Annotated in this window: 16 protein-coding genes and 4 tRNA genes; 2 read left to right on the top strand and 18 right to left on the bottom strand. The window is 58.5% G+C overall.

All coding sequences use genetic code 11. The features are described 5' to 3' along the window. Positions 1-2: 2 nt before the first annotated feature. The 18 genes from fusA to ilvD all read right to left on the bottom strand — a co-directional run bounded on the left by fusA (position 3) and on the right by ilvD (position 19,469). The gene (gene fusA / locus JYJ39_RS01515; protein ID WP_205201510.1) at positions 3-2,096 is read right to left on the bottom strand and encodes an elongation factor G; all 2,094 of its coding nucleotides are present in this window, start codon (positions 2,094-2,096) and stop codon (positions 3-5) included. Positions 2,097-2,111: 15 nt separating this feature from the next. Next, positions 2,112-2,582, bottom strand: coding sequence for a 30S ribosomal protein S7 (gene rpsG, locus JYJ39_RS01510; RefSeq protein ID WP_205201509.1), 471 nt, complete (start codon positions 2,580-2,582; stop codon positions 2,112-2,114). A gap of 111 nt (positions 2,583-2,693) precedes the next feature. Then, on the bottom strand, positions 2,694-3,071 hold the full coding sequence (rpsL, locus tag JYJ39_RS01505) for a 30S ribosomal protein S12 (RefSeq protein ID WP_205201507.1): 378 nt from the start codon (positions 3,069-3,071) through the stop codon (positions 2,694-2,696). Positions 3,072-3,235: 164 nt separating this feature from the next. Next, entirely contained in the window at positions 3,236-7,447 is a 4,212-nt protein-coding gene (gene rpoC / locus JYJ39_RS01500) for a DNA-directed RNA polymerase subunit beta' (RefSeq protein WP_205201506.1), read from the bottom strand. Between the two features lie 103 nt (positions 7,448-7,550). Continuing rightward, positions 7,551-11,834, bottom strand: a complete 4,284-nt coding sequence (gene rpoB / locus JYJ39_RS01495) for a DNA-directed RNA polymerase subunit beta (RefSeq protein ID WP_205201505.1) — start codon at positions 11,832-11,834, stop codon at positions 7,551-7,553. Positions 11,835-12,060: 226 nt separating this feature from the next. Beyond that, positions 12,061-12,432: a 50S ribosomal protein L7/L12 gene (gene rplL, locus JYJ39_RS01490; protein ID WP_205201504.1), complete on the bottom strand. Its 372-nt coding sequence runs from the start codon at positions 12,430-12,432 to the stop codon at positions 12,061-12,063. Between the two features lie 38 nt (positions 12,433-12,470). After that, positions 12,471-12,968, bottom strand: a complete 498-nt coding sequence (gene rplJ / locus JYJ39_RS01485; protein ID WP_205201503.1) for a 50S ribosomal protein L10 — start codon at positions 12,966-12,968, stop codon at positions 12,471-12,473. A gap of 212 nt (positions 12,969-13,180) precedes the next feature. Beyond that, a complete protein-coding gene (gene rplA / locus JYJ39_RS01480; protein ID WP_205201501.1) occupies positions 13,181-13,876 on the bottom strand; it encodes a 50S ribosomal protein L1 in 696 nt (231 codons plus the stop codon). A gap of 2 nt (positions 13,877-13,878) precedes the next feature. Next, on the bottom strand, positions 13,879-14,310 hold the full coding sequence (gene rplK, locus JYJ39_RS01475) for a 50S ribosomal protein L11 (protein ID WP_205201499.1): 432 nt from the start codon (positions 14,308-14,310) through the stop codon (positions 13,879-13,881). 111 nt (positions 14,311-14,421) lie between these two features. Continuing rightward, the gene (gene nusG, locus JYJ39_RS01470; protein WP_205201497.1) at positions 14,422-14,955 is read right to left on the bottom strand and encodes a transcription termination/antitermination protein NusG; all 534 of its coding nucleotides are present in this window, start codon (positions 14,953-14,955) and stop codon (positions 14,422-14,424) included. Then, positions 14,952-15,305, bottom strand: a complete 354-nt coding sequence (gene secE / locus JYJ39_RS01465; protein ID WP_205201495.1) for a preprotein translocase subunit SecE — start codon at positions 15,303-15,305, stop codon at positions 14,952-14,954. The genes nusG and secE overlap by 4 nt, the downstream gene beginning before the upstream one ends. A 26-nt stretch (positions 15,306-15,331) precedes the next feature. Continuing rightward, a tRNA-Trp gene (locus JYJ39_RS01460) sits at positions 15,332-15,407 on the bottom strand. Positions 15,408-15,465: 58 nt separating this feature from the next. Next, positions 15,466-16,656, bottom strand: a complete 1,191-nt coding sequence (gene tuf / locus JYJ39_RS01455; protein ID WP_205201493.1) for an elongation factor Tu — start codon at positions 16,654-16,656, stop codon at positions 15,466-15,468. A gap of 53 nt (positions 16,657-16,709) precedes the next feature. Continuing rightward, positions 16,710-16,784, bottom strand: a tRNA-Thr gene (locus JYJ39_RS01450). 30 nt (positions 16,785-16,814) lie between these two features. Beyond that, positions 16,815-16,888: transfer RNA gene (locus tag JYJ39_RS01445), tRNA-Gly, on the bottom strand. Between the two features lie 46 nt (positions 16,889-16,934). Further along, positions 16,935-17,019 (bottom strand) — tRNA-Tyr (locus JYJ39_RS01440). Positions 17,020-17,127: 108 nt separating this feature from the next. Next, positions 17,128-17,436: a c-type cytochrome gene (locus JYJ39_RS01435; RefSeq protein WP_205201491.1), complete on the bottom strand. Its 309-nt coding sequence runs from the start codon at positions 17,434-17,436 to the stop codon at positions 17,128-17,130. A 176-nt stretch (positions 17,437-17,612) separates the two neighbouring features. Then, complete coding sequence (ilvD, locus tag JYJ39_RS01430) at positions 17,613-19,469, bottom strand: dihydroxy-acid dehydratase (RefSeq protein ID WP_205201489.1); 1,857 nt, start codon at positions 19,467-19,469, stop codon at positions 17,613-17,615. A gap of 99 nt (positions 19,470-19,568) precedes the next feature. Here ilvD and lgt point away from each other — a divergent pair, with 99 nt between their 5' ends. Both lgt and JYJ39_RS01420 read left to right on the top strand, forming a co-directional pair. Next, positions 19,569-20,360 (top strand): prolipoprotein diacylglyceryl transferase, encoded by a 792-nt coding sequence (gene lgt, locus JYJ39_RS01425; RefSeq protein ID WP_205201487.1) that lies wholly within the window; start codon positions 19,569-19,571, stop codon positions 20,358-20,360. 35 nt (positions 20,361-20,395) lie between these two features. Beyond that, a complete protein-coding gene (locus tag JYJ39_RS01420) occupies positions 20,396-20,869 on the top strand; it encodes a VOC family protein (RefSeq protein WP_205201486.1) in 474 nt (157 codons plus the stop codon). Positions 20,870-20,879 lie beyond the last annotated feature (10 nt).

Below are 20,879 nucleotides of genomic sequence, written 5' to 3'. Positions count from 1 at the left end.
GGTTACTTCTTGTTGATGACAGCTTCGGCGACGTTCTTCGGCGCTTCGGCGTAATGTTTGAATTCCATGGTGTAGGTGGCACGGCCTTGTGTCAGCGAACGCAGCGAAGTAGCGTAGCCGAACATCTCGGACAGCGGCACTTCCGCACGGACTTCCTTGCCACCGCCAGGCATGTCGTCCATACCCTGGACGATGCCCCGACGGGACGACAGGTCGCCCATAACGTTGCCCATGTAGTCTTCCGGCGTTTCGACAACGACAGCCATCATCGGCTCAAGCAGCGTCGGGCTGGCTTTCTTCATACCCTCCTTGAAAGCCATCGAGGCCGCCATGCGGAAAGCGTTTTCGTTCGAGTCCACGTCGTGATACGAACCGTCGAACAAGGTGAACTTGATATCGACCACCGGGAAACCGGCCAGCACACCACTCGTGATGGCATCCTGCAGACCCTTGTCAACTGCCGGGATATATTCGCGCGGCACCACACCACCCTTGATAGCATCGACAAATTCGTAGCCCTTGCCGGCCTCGTTCGGCTCGATCTTGAGCCAGACATGACCGAACTGACCGCGACCACCGGACTGCTTGACGAACTTGCCTTCCTGTTCCACGGCCTTCTTGATGCATTCGCGGTAAGCCACCTGCGGCGCACCCACGTTCGCCTCAACGTTGAACTCACGCTTCATGCGGTCGACGATGATTTCCAGGTGCAACTCACCCATACCGGAAATAATGGTCTGACCGGACTCTTCGTCAGTACGTACACGGAACGACGGATCTTCGGCAGCCAGACGATTGAGGGCGATGCCCATCTTTTCCTGGTCAGCCTTGGTCTTCGGCTCGACAGCAACGTGAATCACCGGCTCCGGGAAGACCATGCGCTCGAGAATGACCGGCGCCGAAACGTCACACAGGGTTTCACCCGTCGTCACGTCCTTGAGACCCACCACCGAGGCGATGTCACCGGCGCGCACTTCCTTGATTTCATGGCGATCATTGGCATGCATCTGCAGCAGGCGGCCAATCCGTTCCTTCTTGCCCTTGACCGCATTGAGCACGGTAGTCCCGGATTCCAGCACGCCGGAATAGACGCGGATGAAGGTCAGCTGGCCAACGAACGGATCGGTCATCAGCTTGAAAGCCAAGGCCGAGAATTTTTCATCATCGCTGGCGTGACGGACAACTTCTTTTTCGTCCTCGTCGATACCCGCAACCGGCGGAATATCCACGGGCGAAGGCAGGAATTGCACAACAGCATCCAGCATGCGTTGCACACCTTTGTTCTTGAATGCAGAACCACACATCATCGGCTGAATTTCGCAAGCCAGAGTACGCGCACGCAGGCCAGCCATGATGTCGTCTTCCGACAGCTCGCCTTCTTCGAGGTACTTGTTCATCAAGTCCTCATTGGCTTCAGCGGCTGCCTCAACCATGTTGCCGCGCCATTCTTCGGCGGTAGCCTGAAGTTCCGCCGGGATCTCTGCGTAATCGAACTTCATGCCTTGTGAAGCCTCGTCCCACAGGATAGCCTTCATCTTGAGCAGATCAACCACGCCCTTGAAAGAGTCTTCAGCGCCGATCGGCACCACGATCGGCACCGGATTGGCTTTCAGGCGGGTGCGCATCTGATCAACCACCTTGAAGAAGTTGGCACCGGAGCGGTCCATCTTGTTCACGAAGGCCAGACGCGGCACTTTGTACTTGGTTGCCTGACGCCACACGGTTTCAGACTGCGGCTGCACGCCGCCGACTGCACAGTAGACCATGCAGGCACCGTCAAGCACACGCATGGAGCGCTCGACTTCAACGGTGAAGTCAACGTGCCCCGGGGTGTCAATCACGTTCAGGCGATGCTCGGGGTAGGAGCCGTCCATGCCCTTCCAGAAACAGGTCACTGCCGCCGAGGTGATGGTGATGCCACGCTCCTGCTCCTGCTCCATCCAGTCGGTGGTTGCCGCGCCATCATGCACTTCACCCAGCTTGTGACTCATGCCGGTGTAGAAGAGAATGCGTTCGCTGGTGGTTGTCTTGCCAGCGTCGATGTGGGCGGAGATACCGAAGTTGCGGTAACGCTCAATGGGTGTTTTACGTGCCACGATAGTTACCTCTGATTAGAAGCGGAAATGAGCAAAAGCCTTGTTGGCTTCGGCCATACGATGCACTTCGTCACGCTTCTTGACAGCGCCACCACGGTTTTCCGCGGCTTCCAGCATTTCAGCCGCCAGGCGCTGATCCATCGACTTTTCCGAACGCTTGCGGGCGAACTCACGCAACCAGCGCATGGCCAGGGCAGCACGGCGCGCCGGTCGAACTTCCACCGGCACCTGGTAGTTGGCACCACCCACACGGCGGGACTTCACTTCAACCATGGGCTTGACATTGCTCATGGCCGCAGCAAAAACCTCGAGCGGATCCTTGCCCGACTTCTGATTGATGATGGCAAACGCACCGTAAACAATGCGCTCGGAAACCGATTTCTTGCCACTCTGCATGACAGCATTGATGAACTTGGAAACTTCAACACTACCGAACTTGGGATCCGGCAGAATGTCCCGTTTAGGGACCTCGCGACGACGCGGCATAGATTTACCTCTTTATGAACACATTCAGTTGAAAAGCCGGGATGAAGCATAGCTTCCCCGGCCCTCTTGGCCACCCAAAAAAGTGACCACTTACTCAAGCCACACTGATGATCAGGCAGCCTTCGGTCGCTTGGCACCGTATTTCGAACGGGCCTGCTTACGATCTTTGACGCCCTGCGTATCCAGGGAGCCACGCACGGTGTGGTAACGCACACCGGGCAAATCCTTAACCCGGCCACCACGAATCAGGATCACCGAGTGCTCCTGCAGGTTGTGACCTTCACCGCCAATGTAGGAAATGACTTCGAAGCCATTGGTCAGACGAACCTTGCACACCTTACGCAAGGCGGAGTTCGGCTTTTTCGGGGTCGTGGTGTAAACACGGGTGCACACGCCACGCTTCTGCGGGCACTTTTCCAGTGCGGGAACCTTGCTCTTGGCCTTTTCGGCAACACGCGGCTTGCGCACGAGCTGGTTGATAGTCGGCATATCAAACTTCCTTCAACGGCCGGGCCTTCACATGAGGCTCGACGGCAATTTTGTTATCCAAAGCGGAAACAATGATTAGCTTCCGCCGACAAAGACCATAGATTCTATGGTTAATCAAGCCCTCGTGTCAACGCGACACGAGGGCAGATTTCACTTTACAGCGATCAGACACCGTCACCCGCTGCTTCAGTCGCCACATCAGCGGGCTCTTCAAACGGGCGGTCAGCAGCCATGTCTTCCCCTGCCGCACGCGCTTTGCGGCTGCGATGGTAGGCCAGACCGGTACCCGCCGGAATGAGACGGCCGACGATGACGTTTTCCTTGAGCCCGCGCAACTCATCGCGCTTGCCCATGATGGCCGCCTCGGTCAGCACCCGGGTGGTTTCCTGGAAGGATGCAGCAGAGATGAACGAGTCTGTCGACAGCGAAGCCTTGGTGATACCGAGCAACATGTTATCGAACACAGCCGGTAGCTTACCCTCTGCCAGGACACGGTCATTCTCGGCCAGCAACTCTGCACGCTCGACCTGCTCCATCTTGATGAACTTGGTGTCACCCGGATCGACGATAGTCACCCGGCGCAGCATCTGCCGGACGATCACTTCGATGTGCTTGTCGTTGATTTTCACGCCTTGCAGACGGTACACGTCCTGCACTTCGTCAGTGATGTAGCGCGCGAGCGCCTCAATTCCCTGCAGACGCAGGATGTCATGCGGATCCGGAGCGCCTTCGACGATCTTCTCGCCCTTGTTCACCACCTGGCCGTCGTGCACGAGCACATGCTTGTCCTTGGAAATCAGGAACTCGTGCGCCACATTCTCGAGATCAGTGATGACCAGTCGTTGCTTGCCCTTGGTGTCTTTGCCAAAACTGATGGTTCCGGTCACCTCGGCCAGCACGGAAGCATCCTTCGGGGTACGCGCTTCGAACAATTCGGCCACACGCGGCAGACCGCCGGTAATGTCGCGGGTCTTGGCGGATTCTTGCGGCATACGGGCAAGTACGTCACCGACACCGACCTGCTGGCCATCAGCCACGGAAATGATCGAACCTACCTGGAAGGCGATGGAAACACTTTGTTCCGTGCCGCGGATCTTGACTTCCTGGCCATGCTCGTCGAACAGCTTGACCACCGGGCGCGCGCCTTTGGCGGTGGTCTTGCCGGCACGCTTGTTGTCGATCACCACCAGCGTTGAGAGGCCTGTCACGTCATCGATCTGCTTGGCGACGGTAATGCCTTCTTCAACATTCTCGAATTTGGCCGTACCGGCATATTCGGTGATGATCGGGCGCGTGTGCGGATCCCACGAAGCCAGCTTGGTACCGGCCTTGATTGCCTTACCTTCATCGACGGCCAGCAGCGCACCATACGGCACCTTGTGCCGCTCGCGTTCACGCCCATGATCGTCGGTCACCAGGATCTCTCCGGAGCGGGAAATCACCACCTTGTCGCCCTTGGCCGAGGTGACGTAGCGCATGGTCGCAGTGAAGCGGATGGTACCGGCCGACTTGGCTTCGAGTTGCGAGGCCACGGCCGCACGCGAAGCCGCACCACCAACGTGGAAGGTCCGCATGGTCAACTGGGTACCCGGTTCGCCGATCGACTGGGCGGCAATCACGCCCACCGACTCGCCAGCATTGACCATGGTACCGCGCCCGAGGTCACGGCCATAGCATTTGGCACACAGGCCATAGCGGGTGTCACAGGTCAGCGGCGTACGCACCTTGACTTCATCAATACCCAGCTTGTCGATCAGGTCGACCTGATCTTCTTCCAGCAAGGTACCCGCAAAAATGACGGTTTCCTGCGTTTCAGGATCAACCAGATCATCGACCGTCACCCGGCCAAGGATGCGTTCGCGCAGCGGCTCGATCACCTCACCACCTTCGATCAGCGCCTTGACGGCAAAACCGTTCTTGGTACCGCAGTCATCTTCGGTGATCACCAGATCCTGGGTCACGTCGACCAGACGACGGGTCAGGTAACCGGAGTTGGCGGTCTTCAGCGCGGTATCGGCCAGACCCTTACGGGCACCGTGGGTCGAGATGAAGTACTGAAGCACGTTCAGGCCTTCGCGGAAGTTGGTCGTGATCGGCGTTTCGATAATCGAGCCGTCCGGCTTCGCCATCAGGCCGCGCATGCCGGCCAGCTGACGAATCTGGGCAGCCGAGCCGCGAGCGCCGGAGTCGGCCATCATGTAGATCGAGTTGAACGAATCCTGCTTGACCTTCTTGCCGTGGCGATCAATGACTTCCTCGTGGCCGAGTTCGTCCATCATCACCTTGGCCACCTGGTCACCGGTACGGCCCCAGATATCGACGACCTTATTGTAGCGTTCGCCATCGGTCACCAGACCGTTGGTATATTGCGATTCGATTTCCTTCACCTCGGCTTCCGAAGCAGCGATGATTTCGTACTTCTTGGCCGGAACGCGCATGTCGTCGGAACAGAAGGAAATACCGCCACGCGTTGCCAGGGTGTAGCCGTTCTGCATCAGGCGGTCAGCAAACACCACAGTTTCCTTCAAACCGCAGCGGCGGAAGGATTCGTCGATCAGCTTGGAGATTTCTTTCTTTTTCAGCGCCTTGTCGATCAGCTTGAAGGGCAGGCCTTTCGGCAGGATGCGCGACAACAGTGCACGACCGGCAGTGGTTTCAACCCGTACCAGACTTTCTTCCCATTCATCTTCACCGACACCCGGCTTGTAGGTCTTCAGACGGACCGAAATACGGGCATGCAGATCCAGCTGCCCGGCCGCCATGGCACGATCAATCTCGGCCACATCGGCAAAGTACATGCCTTCGCCCTTGGCATTGATACGCTCACGTGTCGCATAGTACAGACCGAGAACGATATCCTGCGACGGCACGATGATCGGCTGGCCGTTGGCGGGTGACAGCACGTTGTTCGAAGCCAGCATCAGGGTGCGGGCTTCCATCTGCGCTTCCAGCGACAGCGGCACGTGCACAGCCATCTGGTCACCGTCGAAGTCGGCGTTGAACGCGGCGCAAACGAGCGGGTGCAGCTGAATCGCCTTGCCTTCGATCAGGGTCGGCTCGAAGGCCTGGATCCCCAGTCGGTGCAGCGTCGGCGCACGGTTAAGCATGACCGGATGTTCACGGATGACTTCTTCCAGCATGTCCCAGACGATCGGCTCCTGGCCTTCCACCATCTTTTTCGCCTGCTTGATGGTGGTGGCGTAGCCGCCCAGCTCAAGCTTGTTGAAGATGAAGGGCTTGAACAGTTCCAGCGCCATCAGCTTGGGCAGGCCGCACTGATGCAGCTTGAGCTGCGGGCCGACCACAATCACGGAACGACCGGAGTAGTCAACGCGCTTGCCCAGCAGGTTTTGCCGGAAACGGCCGCCCTTACCCTTGATCATGTCGGCCAGCGACTTCAGCGGACGCTTGTTGGCACCCGTCATTGCCTTGCCGCGACGACCGTTGTCGAGCAGGCTGTCGACCGCTTCCTGCAGCATGCGCTTTTCGTTGCGCACGATGATGTCCGGCGCCTTCAGTTCGAGCAGCCGCTTCAGACGGTTGTTGCGGTTGATGACCCGGCGATAGAGGTCGTTCAGATCGGAGGTCGCAAAGCGGCCACCATCCAGTGGCACCAGCGGACGCAGATCCGGCGGCAGCACCGGCAGCACCTCGAGGATCATCCAGTCCGGCTTGATACCGGATTTCTGGAAGCCTTCGAGAATTTTCAGGCGTTTGGCAATTTTCTTGTTCTTGGCTTCCGAACCGGTCACATCGAGTTCACCGCGCAGGCGCTCGACTTCACTGTCCAGATCAAGATTACGCAGCATGGCGCGGATGCCTTCCGCACCCATCAGCGCCTCGAATTCATCGCCATGCTCTTCCATCATTTCCAGGTACTGGTCTTCAGTCAGCAACTGGCCACGCTGGAGGTTGGAGACCATCCCCGGCTCGGTCACGACGAATGCCTCGAAATAGAGCACCCGTTCGATATCGCGCAGGGTCATGTCAAGGACCATGCCCAGACGCGACGGCAGCGACTTCAGGAACCAGATGTGAGCCACCGGCGAGGCCAATTCAATGTGCCCCATCCGGTCACGACGTACCTTGGCCAGCGTGACTTCGACGCCACACTTCTCACAGATCACGCCACGGTGCTTGAGGCGTTTGTACTTGCCGCACAGACACTCGTAATCCTTGACCGGGCCAAAAATCTTGGCGCAGAACAGGCCATCGCGCTCGGGCTTGAAGGTGCGGTAGTTGATGGTTTCCGGCTTTTTGACTTCGCCGTAGGACCAGGAACGAATCTTCTCCGGCGAGGCAAGGCCGATGGTGATCGCATCGAACTCTTCCTTCTCGTCGGCTACCTGTTTGAACAGATCTTTCAAAGCTATCATTTTCAAAACCTCCGGTTTTGAGTGAAACGTCAAAGGAGCACGGTAAAACGGCGGCCTTCCGGGGCACAGGCCATTTCACCGGGCACAGTCACATTTCACCGAATCAATTGCGTTCCATGTCGATATCGATGGCCAGGGAGCGGATTTCCTTGACCAGCACGTTGAACGATTCCGGCATGCCGGCTTCGATCTTGTGCTCACCCTTGACGATATTTTCGTAGACCTTGGTCCGGCCGTTCACGTCATCCGATTTCACGGTCAGCATTTCCTGCAGCACGTAGGATGCGCCATAGGCTTCCAGCGCCCACACTTCCATTTCACCGAAGCGCTGGCCACCGAACTGGGCCTTACCGCCCAGCGGCTGCTGGGTCACCAGCGAGTACGGGCCGGTCGAACGGGCGTGCATCTTGTCGTCGACCAAGTGGTGCAGCTTCAGGTAGTGCATGTAGCCCACCGTCACCTGCCGCTCGAAAGCTTCACCGGTACGACCGTCATACAGCGTCATCTGGCCAGAAGAAGGCATGCCGGCAAGGGCCAGCATGGCCTTGATTTCCTCTTCCTTGGCGCCGTCGAACACCGGTGTCGCGAACGGCACGCCACCTTGCAGGTTGCCGGCCAGTTCGATAATTTCGTTATCGTTGAGGCTGTCAAGGTCTTCGCTCTTGCCGCTGCTGTTGTAAATCTGGTCGAGGAATGCACGCACTTCCTTGGCACTGGCCTGAGCGCGCAGCATGGCGCCAATCTTCTGGCCCAGGCCCTTGGCCGCCAAGCCGAGGTGCACCTCGAGGATCTGTCCAACGTTCATCCGCGACGGCACACCCAGCGGGTTGAGCACGATATCCACCGGCCGGCCATCGGCCATGTAGGGCATGTCTTCCACGGGCAGAATGCGGGAAACCACACCCTTGTTACCGTGGCGGCCGGCCATCTTGTCGCCAGGCTGCAGGCGACGCTTGACGGCGACGTAGACCTTGACCATCTTCTGCACACCCGGCGGCAGTTCGTCACCTTGCGTCAGCTTCTTGCGCTTGGCTTCGAAGGCCAGATCGAAGTCCTTGCGGGCCTGCTCCAGGCTGTCCTTGATCTGTTCCAGCTGCTGCGCAACCTCATCGTCCGCCATGCGGATATCGAACCAGTGGTGCGGATCAATGCCGTCCAGATAGGCCTGTTCGACGGCTGTACCCTTGGCCAGTTTCTTTGGGCCCCCATTGGCTTTTTTACCCAGGACCAGACGTGCCACACGCGCAAAGGCGTCCCGCTCGAAAATCCGCATCTGGTCAGCGAGATCCAGCTTGTACTGGCGCAGGTGCTCGTCGATGATGGACTGGGCACGCTTGTCACGCTCGATTCCTTCGCGGGTAAAGACCTGAACGTCAATGACGGTTCCGGCGATACCGGCGGGCACGCGCAGCGAGGTATCCTTCACGTCGGATGCCTTCTCGCCGAAGATGGCACGCAGCAGCTTTTCTTCCGGCGTCAGCTGGGTCTCGCCCTTGGGTGTGACCTTACCGACCAGGACATCGCCTGCATGCACTTCAGCACCGATATATACGATACCGGCGTCGTCCAGACGCGACAGCTGCACTTCGCCGAGGGAGGCGATGTCGCGGGTAATTTCTTCCGCGCCCAGCTTGGTGTCGCGTGCGACCACTGTCAGCTCTTCGATGTGGATCGAGGTGTAGCGATCTTCAGCAACGACGCGTTCGGAGATCAGGATCGAGTCTTCGAAGTTGTAACCGTTCCAGGGCATGAACGCGATCAACATGTTCTGACCCAGCGCCAGTTCGCCCTTGTCGGTCGACGCACCGTCAGCAACCACGTCGCCCTTGGCGATCACGTCACCCACCTTGACCATCGGCCGCTGGTTGATGTTCGTGCTCTGGTTGGAGCGGGTGTATTTGACGAGATTGTAAATATCGACGCCGACTTCACCGGCCACAGCTTCTGCATCATGCACGCGCACCACGACGCGGCTGGCATCGACGTAATCGACCACACCACCGCGGCGGGCAACGACTGCCGTACCCGAGTCAACCGCAACGGTCCGCTCAATGCCGGTCCCGACCAGGGGCTTCTCCGGACGCAGACAAGGCACCGCCTGACGTTGCATGTTGGCGCCCATCAGCGCGCGGTTCGCATCGTCATGCTCAAGGAACGGAATCAGCGATGCTGCAACGGAAACGATCTGCCCCGGTGCCACGTCCATGTATTGCACACGGGACGGCTCGGCAAGAATGGTTTCGCCCTTCTCGCGGCAAGTCACCAGATCGTCGGCCAGACAACCATTGTCATCGAGTGCGGCATTGGCCTGGGCGACGACGTAGTTGCCCTCTTCAATCGCCGACAGGTATTCGATGTCATTGGTGACCTTGCAATCCACGACCTTGCGGTAGGCGGTCTCGATGAAACCGTAGCTGTTCACGCGGGCGTAAAGCGCCAGCGAGTTGATCAGGCCGATGTTCGGACCTTCCGGCGTTTCGATCGGGCAGACGCGACCATAGTGGGTCGGATGCACGTCGCGCACCTCGAAGCCGGCACGTTCGCGCGTCAGACCGCCCGGGCCAAGAGCCGACACGCGGCGCTTGTGGGTAATCTCCGACAGCGGGTTGGTCTGGTCCATGAACTGCGACAACTGGCTGGAGCCAAAGAATTCCTTGATTGCGGCGCTGATCGGCTTGGCGTTGATCAGATCGTGCGGCATCAAGTTGTCGGATTCGGCCTGGCTCAGGCGTTCCTTAACGGCACGCTCGACACGGACGAGACCGGCGCGGAACTGGTTCTCGGCCAGTTCACCGACCGAACGCACGCGACGATTGCCGAGGTGATCGATATCGTCGATGTCGCCACGACCGTTGCGCAGTTCAACCAGCAGCTTGATGACTTCCACGATATCGCGTGGCGATAGAGTCAGCTGTTCACGCACCTCGACATTGGCGTTGGCGGTTTTCAGCTTGGCTGCCAATGCATTGGCGGTGTCGAAATCGAGGTTTTCGCTCAGCGCGCGCGCACCGAACGGCAGACCGGCAACCAGATCCTGAATAGCCGTCAGAGGGAAGCCGGAGACCTCAGCCAGGTTCTTCAGCGCGGCTTCCGCCCGTGAAGCCAGGCTCTTCACCATGACCTTGTACTCGACGTCTGCATTACGACCCAGACGACGGTTGAACTTCATGCGGCCAACGTTGGAAATGTCGTACCGCTCATCAGAGTAGAACAGGCCATTGAAGAGGATTTCCACTGCCTCTTCGGTCGGCGGCTCACCTGGACGCATCATGCGATAGATGGCCACGCGCGCAGCCTGGCGCGATGCCGTTTCGTCGGCACGCAGCGTGCTAGAGATGAAGGCACCGCGGTCAAGTTCGTTGGTGTACAGAGTCTCCAGAGTCTGAACGCCAGCTTCGCGCAGCTTGGCGAGTAGGGTTTCCGTGATCTCGTCGTTAGCGTTGGCCACAATTTCGCCGGTTGCCTGATCAACGATATTGCGCGCCAGCACACGACCGAGAATGAACTCGTCCGGCACGGCGATCTGTTTCAGATTGGCCGCCTGAATTTCGCGAATATGTTTGGCGGTGATCCGCTTGTCCTTGGCAACAATGACTTTCCCGGTCTGATCGACGAAATCGAAGTGCGCTACCTCACCGCGCAGACGCTCCGGCACCAGAGAAAACTCTACATGCTCCTTGACCAGGTGGAACAGGTCGAAGTCGAAGAACTCGGCCAGAATCTCTTCCGGCGACATACCCAGCGCCTTGAGCAGGGTCGTGACCGGCATCTTGCGCCGACGGTCGACGCGGAAAAAGAGCGAGTCCTTCGGGTCGAATTCAAAATCCAGCCATGAACCACGGTAAGGAATGATGCGCGCCGAGAAGAGAAGCTTTCCAGAGCTGTGCGTCTTGCCGCGGTCATGCTCAAAAAAGACGCCAGGCGAGCGGTGCAACTGGGAAACAATGACCCGTTCCGTACCATTGATGACGAAGGAACCATTAGTCGTCATCAGAGGGATTTCCCCCATGTAGACTTCCTGTTCCTTGACTTCCTTGACCGTATCCGGTGCTTCACGATCCATGATCACCAGGCGGACACGGGCCCGCAGCGATGCCGCAAAGGTAAGTCCGCGCTGCTGACACTCGACGACGTCAAACGCTGGCTCGCCGAGGTTGTAGCTGACGAATTCCAGGCGGGCGTTGCCGGAGTGCGAAACGATCGGGAAAATCGAGGTAAACGCAGCCTGCAGGCCTTCGTTCTTGCGGTTGGCAACTGCTGTATATTCCTGCAGGAATTCACTGAAGGACTGCAGCTGCGTCGACAAGAGGTAGGGCACCTCGAGAACGCTGGCACGTTTGGCGAAGCTCTTGCGGATGCGCTTCTTCTCGGTGAAGGAGTAGGTCATGGTAACTCCGTGAGGATGAAATCAGTGGGAAAGCGGGCCTGCTGCCGTGCAGCAGAAAATGACAAACAGGCAAACGCAAATCGGCTTTCCATCCATTAGGACAGAAAACCAGGATTTGCGTTTGCCGGTTGGCGGCTTTTTTCTTGCGTGATGATCAGGCTGCCGTTCGTTGGGTACAGACAGAAAAGGGCTGGCGGCAGTGCCACCAGCCCACAACTTCCTAAACTTACTTGACTTCGACCTTGGCGCCAGCGTCTTCCAGTTGCTTCTTGAGCGCTTCTGCGTCGGCCTTGGCAACACCTTCCTTGATCGGTTTCGGTGCGCCATCAACCAGGTCCTTGGCTTCCTTCAAGCCCAGGCCGGTCACGGCACGGACAACCTTGATGACTTCAACCTTCTTGTCGCCGGCAGATGCCAGGATGACGGTGAATTCGGTCTGCTCTTCAGCAGCTGCAGCAGCACCACCGGCCGGGCCAGCAACGGCGACGGCAGCAGCGGAAACGCCAAACTTCTCTTCGAATGCCTTGACCAGGTCATTCAGTTCCATCACGGTCAGGGAGCCAACGGCTTCCAGGATGTCTTCTTTGCTAATTGCCATTTCAGTAAACTCCTAAATCAGTTCGTATGTTGTAAGGATCAAGCGGCGGCGCCTTCGCGCTGCTTGGCCAGAGCGTCGAGCGCGCGGGCAAAGCCAGCGACCGGTGCCTGCATGACGTAGAGCAGCTTGGACAGCAACTCTTCGCGGCTCGGGATCGAAGCAAGCGCTTGCACACCCGCCTTGTCGAGCACTTTGCCGGCATAGGAACCAGCTTTCAGCACCAGCTTGTCATTGGTTTTTGCGAAGTCATTCAAGACTTTCGCTGCCGCCACCGGGTCAGCGGACACGCTATAGATCAGGGGACCGACCATATGCTCGGCCAGGCCGGCAAATTCGGTACCTTCCACAGCGCGGCGCACCAGGGTGTTTTTCAGCACGCGCAGATACACACCAGACTCACGCGCCTTCTTGCGCAGCACGGTGAGATCACCCACTTCGATACCGCGGTATTCGGCAATCGCGATCGTCTGGGCATTGGCTACCTGTGCCGACACCTCAGCCACGACGGCTTTTTTGTCATTCAGATTGAGACCCACAGGTCCATCCTCCTTTCAAGTCATAATACGGTGAAAAATCCACCGCCCCATACGGCGACCTGATCCAGAAGCCTGCCAGACCACTGGTCTGGCAAAAATCCGTTTCGGGAACACCGTCTGCGCAGGTAACTACTTGATTAAGCCCGAACTACAGGCACCTGCGGTCTTTGACGATGCGTCGGCCGCTTACGCAGCCAACGCCCCAAAGTTTGTTAGCCAGCCAGGCTTGCCTGGTCGACGCGAACGCCCGGTCCCATGGTGGCGGAAACGGCGATCTTTTTCAGATACTGACCCTTCGACGAGGCCGGCTTAGCCTTGCTCAAGGCATCAATCAGCGCCTTGAAGTTGGTTTCCAGCTGCTCAACGGTGAAGGAAGCGCGCCCCAGAGTAGCGTGCACGATACCGGCCTTGTCGGTGCGATATTGCACCTGGCCAGCCTTGGCGTTGTTCACGGCGGTCGTCACATCCATGGTCACGGTGCCCACCTTGGGGTTTGGCATCAAGCCACGCGGACCAAGGATTTGGCCGAGCTGACCGACGATACGCATGGCGTCGGGCGTGGCGATCACGATATCAAAATCGAGCTTGCCCGCCTTGACATCGGCCGCCAGATCATCAAAACCGACCACGTCGGCACCTGCAGCCTTGGCGGCTTCGGCCTTGTCACCTTGAGCGAATACTGCGACGCGCACGGTCTTGCCCGTACCTGCCGGCAGCACCACCGAACCACGCACCACCTGGTCGGATTTGCGCGCATCGACACCCAGGTTGACGGCGATATCGATCGACTCGTCAAACTTGGCAGTCGCGGTTTCCTTGGCCAGTGCCAGCGCTTCCTGCAGGGGGTAGAGTTTCTGCGACACAACCTTGGCCTGCAGAGCTTTTTGTTTCTTCGTGAGTTTGGCCATGATTACAGACCCTCCACCGTGATGCCCATCGAACGGGCGGAGCCGGCGATGGTGCGAATGGCTGCCTCCATGTCGGCAGCAGTCAGATCGGGCGACTTGGTCTTGGCGATTTCTTCACACTGCGCGCGGGTGATCTTGCCGACCTTGTCGGTATGCGGCTTCGCGGAACCGGACTTGATGCCTGCAGCCTTCTTGATCAGGATGGTCGCCGGCGGCGTCTTCATGATGAAGGTGAAGCTCTTGTCGGCGAAGGCGGTGATCACCACCGGAATCGGCAGGCCCGGCTCCAGACCCTGGGTCTGGGCATTGAAGGCCTTGCAGAATTCCATGATATTCAGACCGCGCTGACCCAGCGCCGGGCCAATCGGAGGCGACGGGTTGGCCTTGCCGGCCGGTACTTGCAGCTTGATGTAGCCAATAATTTTCTTGGCCATAATAACTCCTGGTAAATGAGTGGTAACGCAGCGCTGTGCTACTACTTCAGCGATGCTCCTCTTGCCGGAATCGGGGCTCCCGGCTACGCCCTAAATCTGTCAGCCCAGACTTCAGGCCTTTTCAACCTGGCCAAACTCCAGTTCGACCGGGGTAGCACGACCAAAAATGGTCACCGAAACCCGCAAGCGATTCTTTTCGTAATTGACATCTTCGACGGAGCCATTGAAATCCGTGAAAGGACCTTCCTTGACTCGAACGGTTTCGCCCACATCGAACAAGGTCTTTGGACGAGGTTTTTCCACCCCCTCCTGCATCTGCTGCATGATCTTGTCGACTTCTTTCTGCGAAATCGGCGTCGGGCGATTGCCCGTACCACCAACGAAACCCGTCACCTTTGGCGTGTCTTTCACCAAGTGCCAGGTATCGTCATTCATTTCCATTTCCACGAGCACATAACCCGGGAAAAACTTGCGCTCGGTAATCGACTTCTGGCCGCTTTTCATTTCAACGACTTCTTCGACCGGCACCAGAATCTGCCCAAACTTCTCCTGCATACCCAGGCGATTGATTCGTTCCTGGATAGCGCGCATCACGCTCTTTTCGAAACCGGAATAGGCATGCACGACGTACCAGCGTTTACTCATGATTTTTTCCAGCCCAAAACGAGGTCATAGAGCACCCACTCCAGGCTCTTGTCGGTGATATAGAGAAACAGCGCCATGACAACCGCAAAAGCAAAGACCATCAAGGTGGTCTGCACGGTTTCCTTACGCGAAGGCCAGACGACCTTACGCGCTTCGATCACCGCCTCACTGGCAAATGTGAAGAAACGCTGGCCCGGTTCAGTTTTCCAGGCAATACCGCCGGCCAGAACCATGCTGCCAACCACCAGCAAAACCCGAACAATCATTGGCTGATTGGCGAGCAGATAAAAACCAGCTATGCCAGCCACCAACACCAGCAGCGCCAGCACAAACTTGATTTTGTCAGCCATAAGGATTGTTTTCTTTGATTTTTTAGTGGCAGGGGCGGAGGGAATCGAACCCCCGACCTACGGTTTTGGAAACCGTTGCTCTACCAATTGAGCTACACCCCTGCGACAGAAACAGCAAGGCGCTCCGACCTGCGAAGCGCCTTTCCAACCAGTTTTCAGCTTACTCGACGATCTTGGCCACGACGCCGGCGCCGACGGTGCGACCACCTTCGCGGATAGCAAAGCGCAGACCTTCTTCCATGGCGATCGGGCAGATCAGCTTGACCGTCATCTGCACGTTGTCGCCCGGCATGACCATTTCCACACCTTCCGGCAGGGAGATGGCACCCGTCACGTCGGTCGTGCGGAAGTAGAACTGCGGACGGTAGTTGTTGAAGAACGGGGTATGACGACCGCCTTCGTCCTTCGACAGCACATAGACTTCGCCCGTGAAGTGGGTGTGCGGGGTGATCGAACCCGGCTTGCACAGCACCTGACCACGCTCGACGTCTTCGCGCTTGGTACCGCGCAACAGGGCGCCCACGTTATCGCCAGCCTGACCTTGGTCAAGCAGCTTGCGGAACATTTCAACACCGGTACAGGTGGTCTTTTGCGTCGGACGGATACCGACGATTTCGATTTCCTCGCCCACCTTGATGATGCCGCGCTCAACACGACCGGTCACCACGGTACCACGACCGGAGATCGAGAACACGTCTTCAACCGGCATCAGGAACGGCTTGTCGATGGCGCGCTCCGGGGTCGGGATGTAGGTATCCAGCGCCTCTGCCAGACGGAAGATGGCCGGCTCACCGATTTCGGACTGATCGCCTTCCAGGGCCTTCAGGGCGGAACCGTGGATGATCGGGGTGTCGTCGCCCGGGAAGTCGTACTTGGACAGCAGCTCGCGCAGCTCCATTTCGACCAACTCCAGCAGCTCGGCGTCGTCAACCATGTCGCACTTGTTCATGAACACCAGCACGTACGGCACACCGACCTGGCGAGCCAGCAGGATGTGTTCGCGGGTCTGCGGCATCGGACCGTCAGCGGCCGAGCACACCAGAATCGCGCCGTCCATCTGCGCCGCCCCGGTAATCATATTCTTGACGTAGTCCGCGTGGCCCGGGCAATCAACGTGGGCGTAGTGGCGGTTTTTCGTTTCGTACTCAACGTGCGAGGTGTTGATCGTGATACCACGCGCCTTTTCTTCCGGCGCATTGTCAATCTGATCATAGCCCTTGGCCGCACCACCAAACTTCTTCGCCAGAACAGTCGTGATCGCAGCCGTCAGCGTCGTCTTGCCATGGTCAACGTGACCAATCGTACCCACGTTGACGTGCGGCTTCGTACGCTCGAATTTTTCCTTAGCCATTCTAGTTCCTTAAATAATCAATTGAATCAAAAATCCAGAAGCAAGCTAATCGGTGGTGCCCATGGGCAGGATCGAACTGCCGACCTCTCCCTTACCAAGGGAGTGCTCTACCACTGAGCCACATGGGCGCACCTTCAAACTCCAGCCGTACCGCACCGTGGAGCGGGTGAAGGGAATCGAACCCTCGTCTTAAGCTTGGAAGGCTTCAGCTCTACCATTGAGCTACACCCGCTTACTGCTTAACCCCACCTCGCAGCACTAGCCGCTACAGCATAATCTGGTGGAGGGAGAAGGATTCGAACCTTCGAAGGCTGAGCCGACAGATTTACAGTCTGTTCCCGTTGACCGCTTGGGTATCCCTCCGGGAGAAACCGAGATTATCCGGGGCGTTTCAGAGAGTGTCAACAGGCAAACCGGCCGCTGACAACAAAAAACCGGGCGAACCCGGTTTTTTTAACCCAAGACGGCAAATTACTTGGTTGCCATGACCCAGGTTGCCAACTTCTTGGCTTCGTCTTCAGTGACGTTGTTGGGAGGCATCGGAATCTGACCCCAGTTACCCTTGCCACCAGCCTTGATCTTGGCCGCCAGGGTGGCGACGGCACTCTTGTCGGCCTTGTACTTGGCAGCAACGTCCTTGTACGACGGGCCTACCAGTTTCTTGTCAACCGCGTGGCAGGTCATGCAGTTCTTGGCCTTGGCCAGGGCTTCATCAGCATGGGCCTGACCTGCAACGACAACGCCGGCAGCGGCCATGATGGCAATGTAAGCAGCTTTCATTTCTCTCGCTCCATTTATTAGTGATTAACGCTTCGATAGCCTGACGACACTATCTGGGGCGGATCATACGTCCGCGGCCGGCGACGACAAACGATCAAATGCAACAAAAAATTTCCGGAGGCTTTTGCCTCCGGGCCGAATCATACCGGTTCATCGACGAAAAACCGAGATTTTAGTCAGGGCCGACGCTGAATCTGTGTCACATCGCGCACCGCCCCCTTGTCAGCCGATGTGGCCATCAAGGCATACGCCTGCAACGCAGCCGACACAGTGCGCTGCCGATTTTCCGGCTGCCACGCCCGCTCGCCCTGCGCCTCCATGGCCGCCCGGCGCGCCGCCAGGGTGTCATCGCTCACCGCGAGATGGATGCGTCGCCCCGGGATGTCAATTTCGATGCGATCCCCCTCTTCGACCAGACCAATGGCCCCACCATCGGCGGCTTCCGGCGACGCATGGCCGATCGACAAGCCGGAGGTGCCGCCAGAAAAGCGGCCATCCGTCAGCAACGCACAGTCTTTACCCAGCCCCATCGATTTCAGGTAAGAGGTTGGGTACAGCATTTCCTGCATGCCCGGACCGCCCTTCGGCCCTTCGTAGCGAATCACGACGACATCGCCCGCCACGATTGCGCCGCCGAGAATTGCCTCGACCGCCGAATCCTGACTCTCGAACACACGCGCCCGACCAGAAAACTTCCAGATGGACTCATCGACACCCGCTGTTTTCACGATACAACCATCCTGAGCAATGTTGCCGTACAGCACCGCCAGGCCACCATCCTGCGAATAGGCATGGGCCTGGTCGCGAATGCAGCCGTTGGCACGATCGTCGTCCAGCGCCGGGTAGCGGGCATTCTGGGAAAAAGCAGTCTGGGTGGGTATCCCCCCGGGGGCTGCACGGAAGAATTCGATGATTTCCGGCGCAACATCCTGTTTCACATCATAGGCGGCAATGGCCTCGCCCAGGGTCGGTGCGTGCACGGTCGACACCGAAGTATCAAGTTTGCCGGCACGCGCCAGCTCCGCCAGGATGCCCATGATGCCACCGGCGCGGTGTACATCCTCGATGTGGTAGTCCTGCGTTGCCGGCGCCACTTTCGCCAGACAAGGCGTACGCCGCGAAATGCGGTCAATGTCGGCCATGGTGAAATCGACCTCGGCTTCGCGGGCAGCCGCCAGCAAATGCAGGACTGTATTGGTGGAACCGCCCATCGCCACATCCAGCGTCATGGCATTTTCGAATGCCGCCTTCGGCGCGATGTTGCGCGGCAGCACAGAGGCATCATCCTGTTCGTAGTAGCGGCGGCATAACTCGACGATCTGGCGACCGGCGCGCAGGAACAATTGCTTGCGGTCGGAATGCGTAGCGACCACCGTACCATTACCGGGCAGGGAAAGCCCCAGTGCTTCGGTCAGGCAGTTCATCGAATTGGCGGTAAACATGCCGGAGCAGGAACCGCAGGTCGGGCAGGCAGAACGCTCGAATTCATCCACCTCGGCGTCCGAGCACTTGCTGTCGCCCGCCTTGATCATGGCGTCGATCAGATCAACCGCAATGGTCTTGCCCTCCCACTGAACCTTGCCGGCTTCCATCGGGCCACCGGAGACGAAAATCACCGGAATGTTCAGGCGCATGGCGGCCATCAGCATCCCCGGGGTGATCTTGTCGCAATTGGAGATGCACACCATGGCATCGGCACAATGGGCATTGACCATGTATTCCACCGAATCGGCAATCAGGTCGCGCGAGGGCAGGGAGTACAGCATGCCGCTGTGGCCCATGGCGATGCCGTCATCGATGGCAATGGTGTTGAATTCCTTGGCGATACCACCCGCTGCTTCGATCTCGCGCGCCACCAACTGGCCCATATCCTTGAGATGGACGTGGCCGGGAACGAACTGGGTGAAGCTGTTGACCACGGCGATGATGGGTTTGCCGAAATCGCCATCCTTCATGCCGGTTGCACGCCACAAGGCGCGCGCGCCGGCCATGTTGCGGCCGTGGGTAGAAGTACGGGAACGATATTGAGGCATGCTGGATCTCCGGATGAGCGGCGAGAAAAGCCCGGAAACCAGAAACGATCCGGGCCGGGTCGATATAATCGGGCGATTCTAGCCCAAAGCCCTTCGACCATGCTGCTCCACCCGCAGTTCGATCCCGTTGCGTTTTCCCTCGGCCCACTCTCCGTGCACTGGTATGGCCTGATGTACCTGGTCGCTTTCAGCCAGTTCATCGCCCTCGGCCGGCTCCGTATTCGCCAACACCTGGCCCCGGTCAGCGCGGAACAACTCGACGATCTGCTGTTTTACGGCGTACTTGGCGTGATCCTCGGTGGTCGCCTGGGACAGGTGCTGTTTTACGAACCGACCTACTATCTTGCCCATCCACTGGAAATCCTTGCTGTCTGGAAAGGCGGCATGAGTTTCCACGGCGGCTTTCTCGGTGTTCTGATCGCAATGGCCCTGTGGGCCCGCAAGAGCGGCTGCAACTGGCTGACCCTCACCGATTTCATCGCCCCCTTGGTGCCGCTCGGCCTGGCCGCCGGTCGTATCGGCAATTTCATCAATGGCGAACTCTGGGGGCGCATCGCCGATCCTGCCCTGCCCTGGGCCATGGTGTTTCCGCAATCCGGCAGCTTGGAACCGCGCCATCCTTCGCAGCTTTATCACGTCGGCCTGGAAGGCATCGCGCTCTTCATCCTGCTGTGGTGGTGGAGCGCCCGAGCGCGCCCGCGGGGCGCTATCTCCGGCCTGTTCCTGATCGGCTACGGCAGCTGCCGCTTCATTACCGAATTCTTCCGCGAACCGGATGCCGGCATTTTCGGCCACTCCTACAGCATCAGCATGGGGCAATGGCTGTCGCTACCGATGCTACTGGCGGGTGTCGCCCTGCTCGCCTTGGCCTACCGGAAGAAATCCCTATAATCCCCGACCATTCAACCTCGTTTCTGGAGAAACACATGACCCGTCCGTTCAAAGTCCTCGGCATCCAGCAAATCGCCATTGGCGGTCCGTCCAAGGAAAAACTCAAGACCCTGTGGGTGGAAAAACTGGGGCTGGAAGTCACGGGGACTTTTCAGTCCGAGCGCGAGAACGTGGATGAAGACATCTGCGCCATGGGCAAGGGACCGTTCAAGGTGGAAGTCGACCTGATGCAACCGATCGACCCGGAGAAGAAACCCGCCGTTCACGCCACGCCGCTCAACCACGTCGGGCTGTGGATCGACGATCTGCCCAAGGCCGTGGAGTGGCTGTCCGCCAACGGTGTGCGTTTCGCTCCCGGCGGCATCCGCAAGGGCGCAGCGGGTTTCGACATCTGTTTCCTGCACCCGAAAGGCAACGACGAATTTCCGATCGGCGGCGAAGGGGTGCTGATCGAACTGGTACAGGCCCCATCGGAAGTGGTGGACGCTTTCGCCAAACTGGCCGGCTGACACAGCCGCA

The sequence above is a fragment of the Azonexus hydrophilus genome (genome assembly GCF_905120355.1).
Taxonomy (GTDB): Bacteria; Pseudomonadota; Gammaproteobacteria; order Burkholderiales; family Rhodocyclaceae; genus Azonexus.
This window is presented reverse-complemented; position numbering and strand designations above follow the sequence as displayed.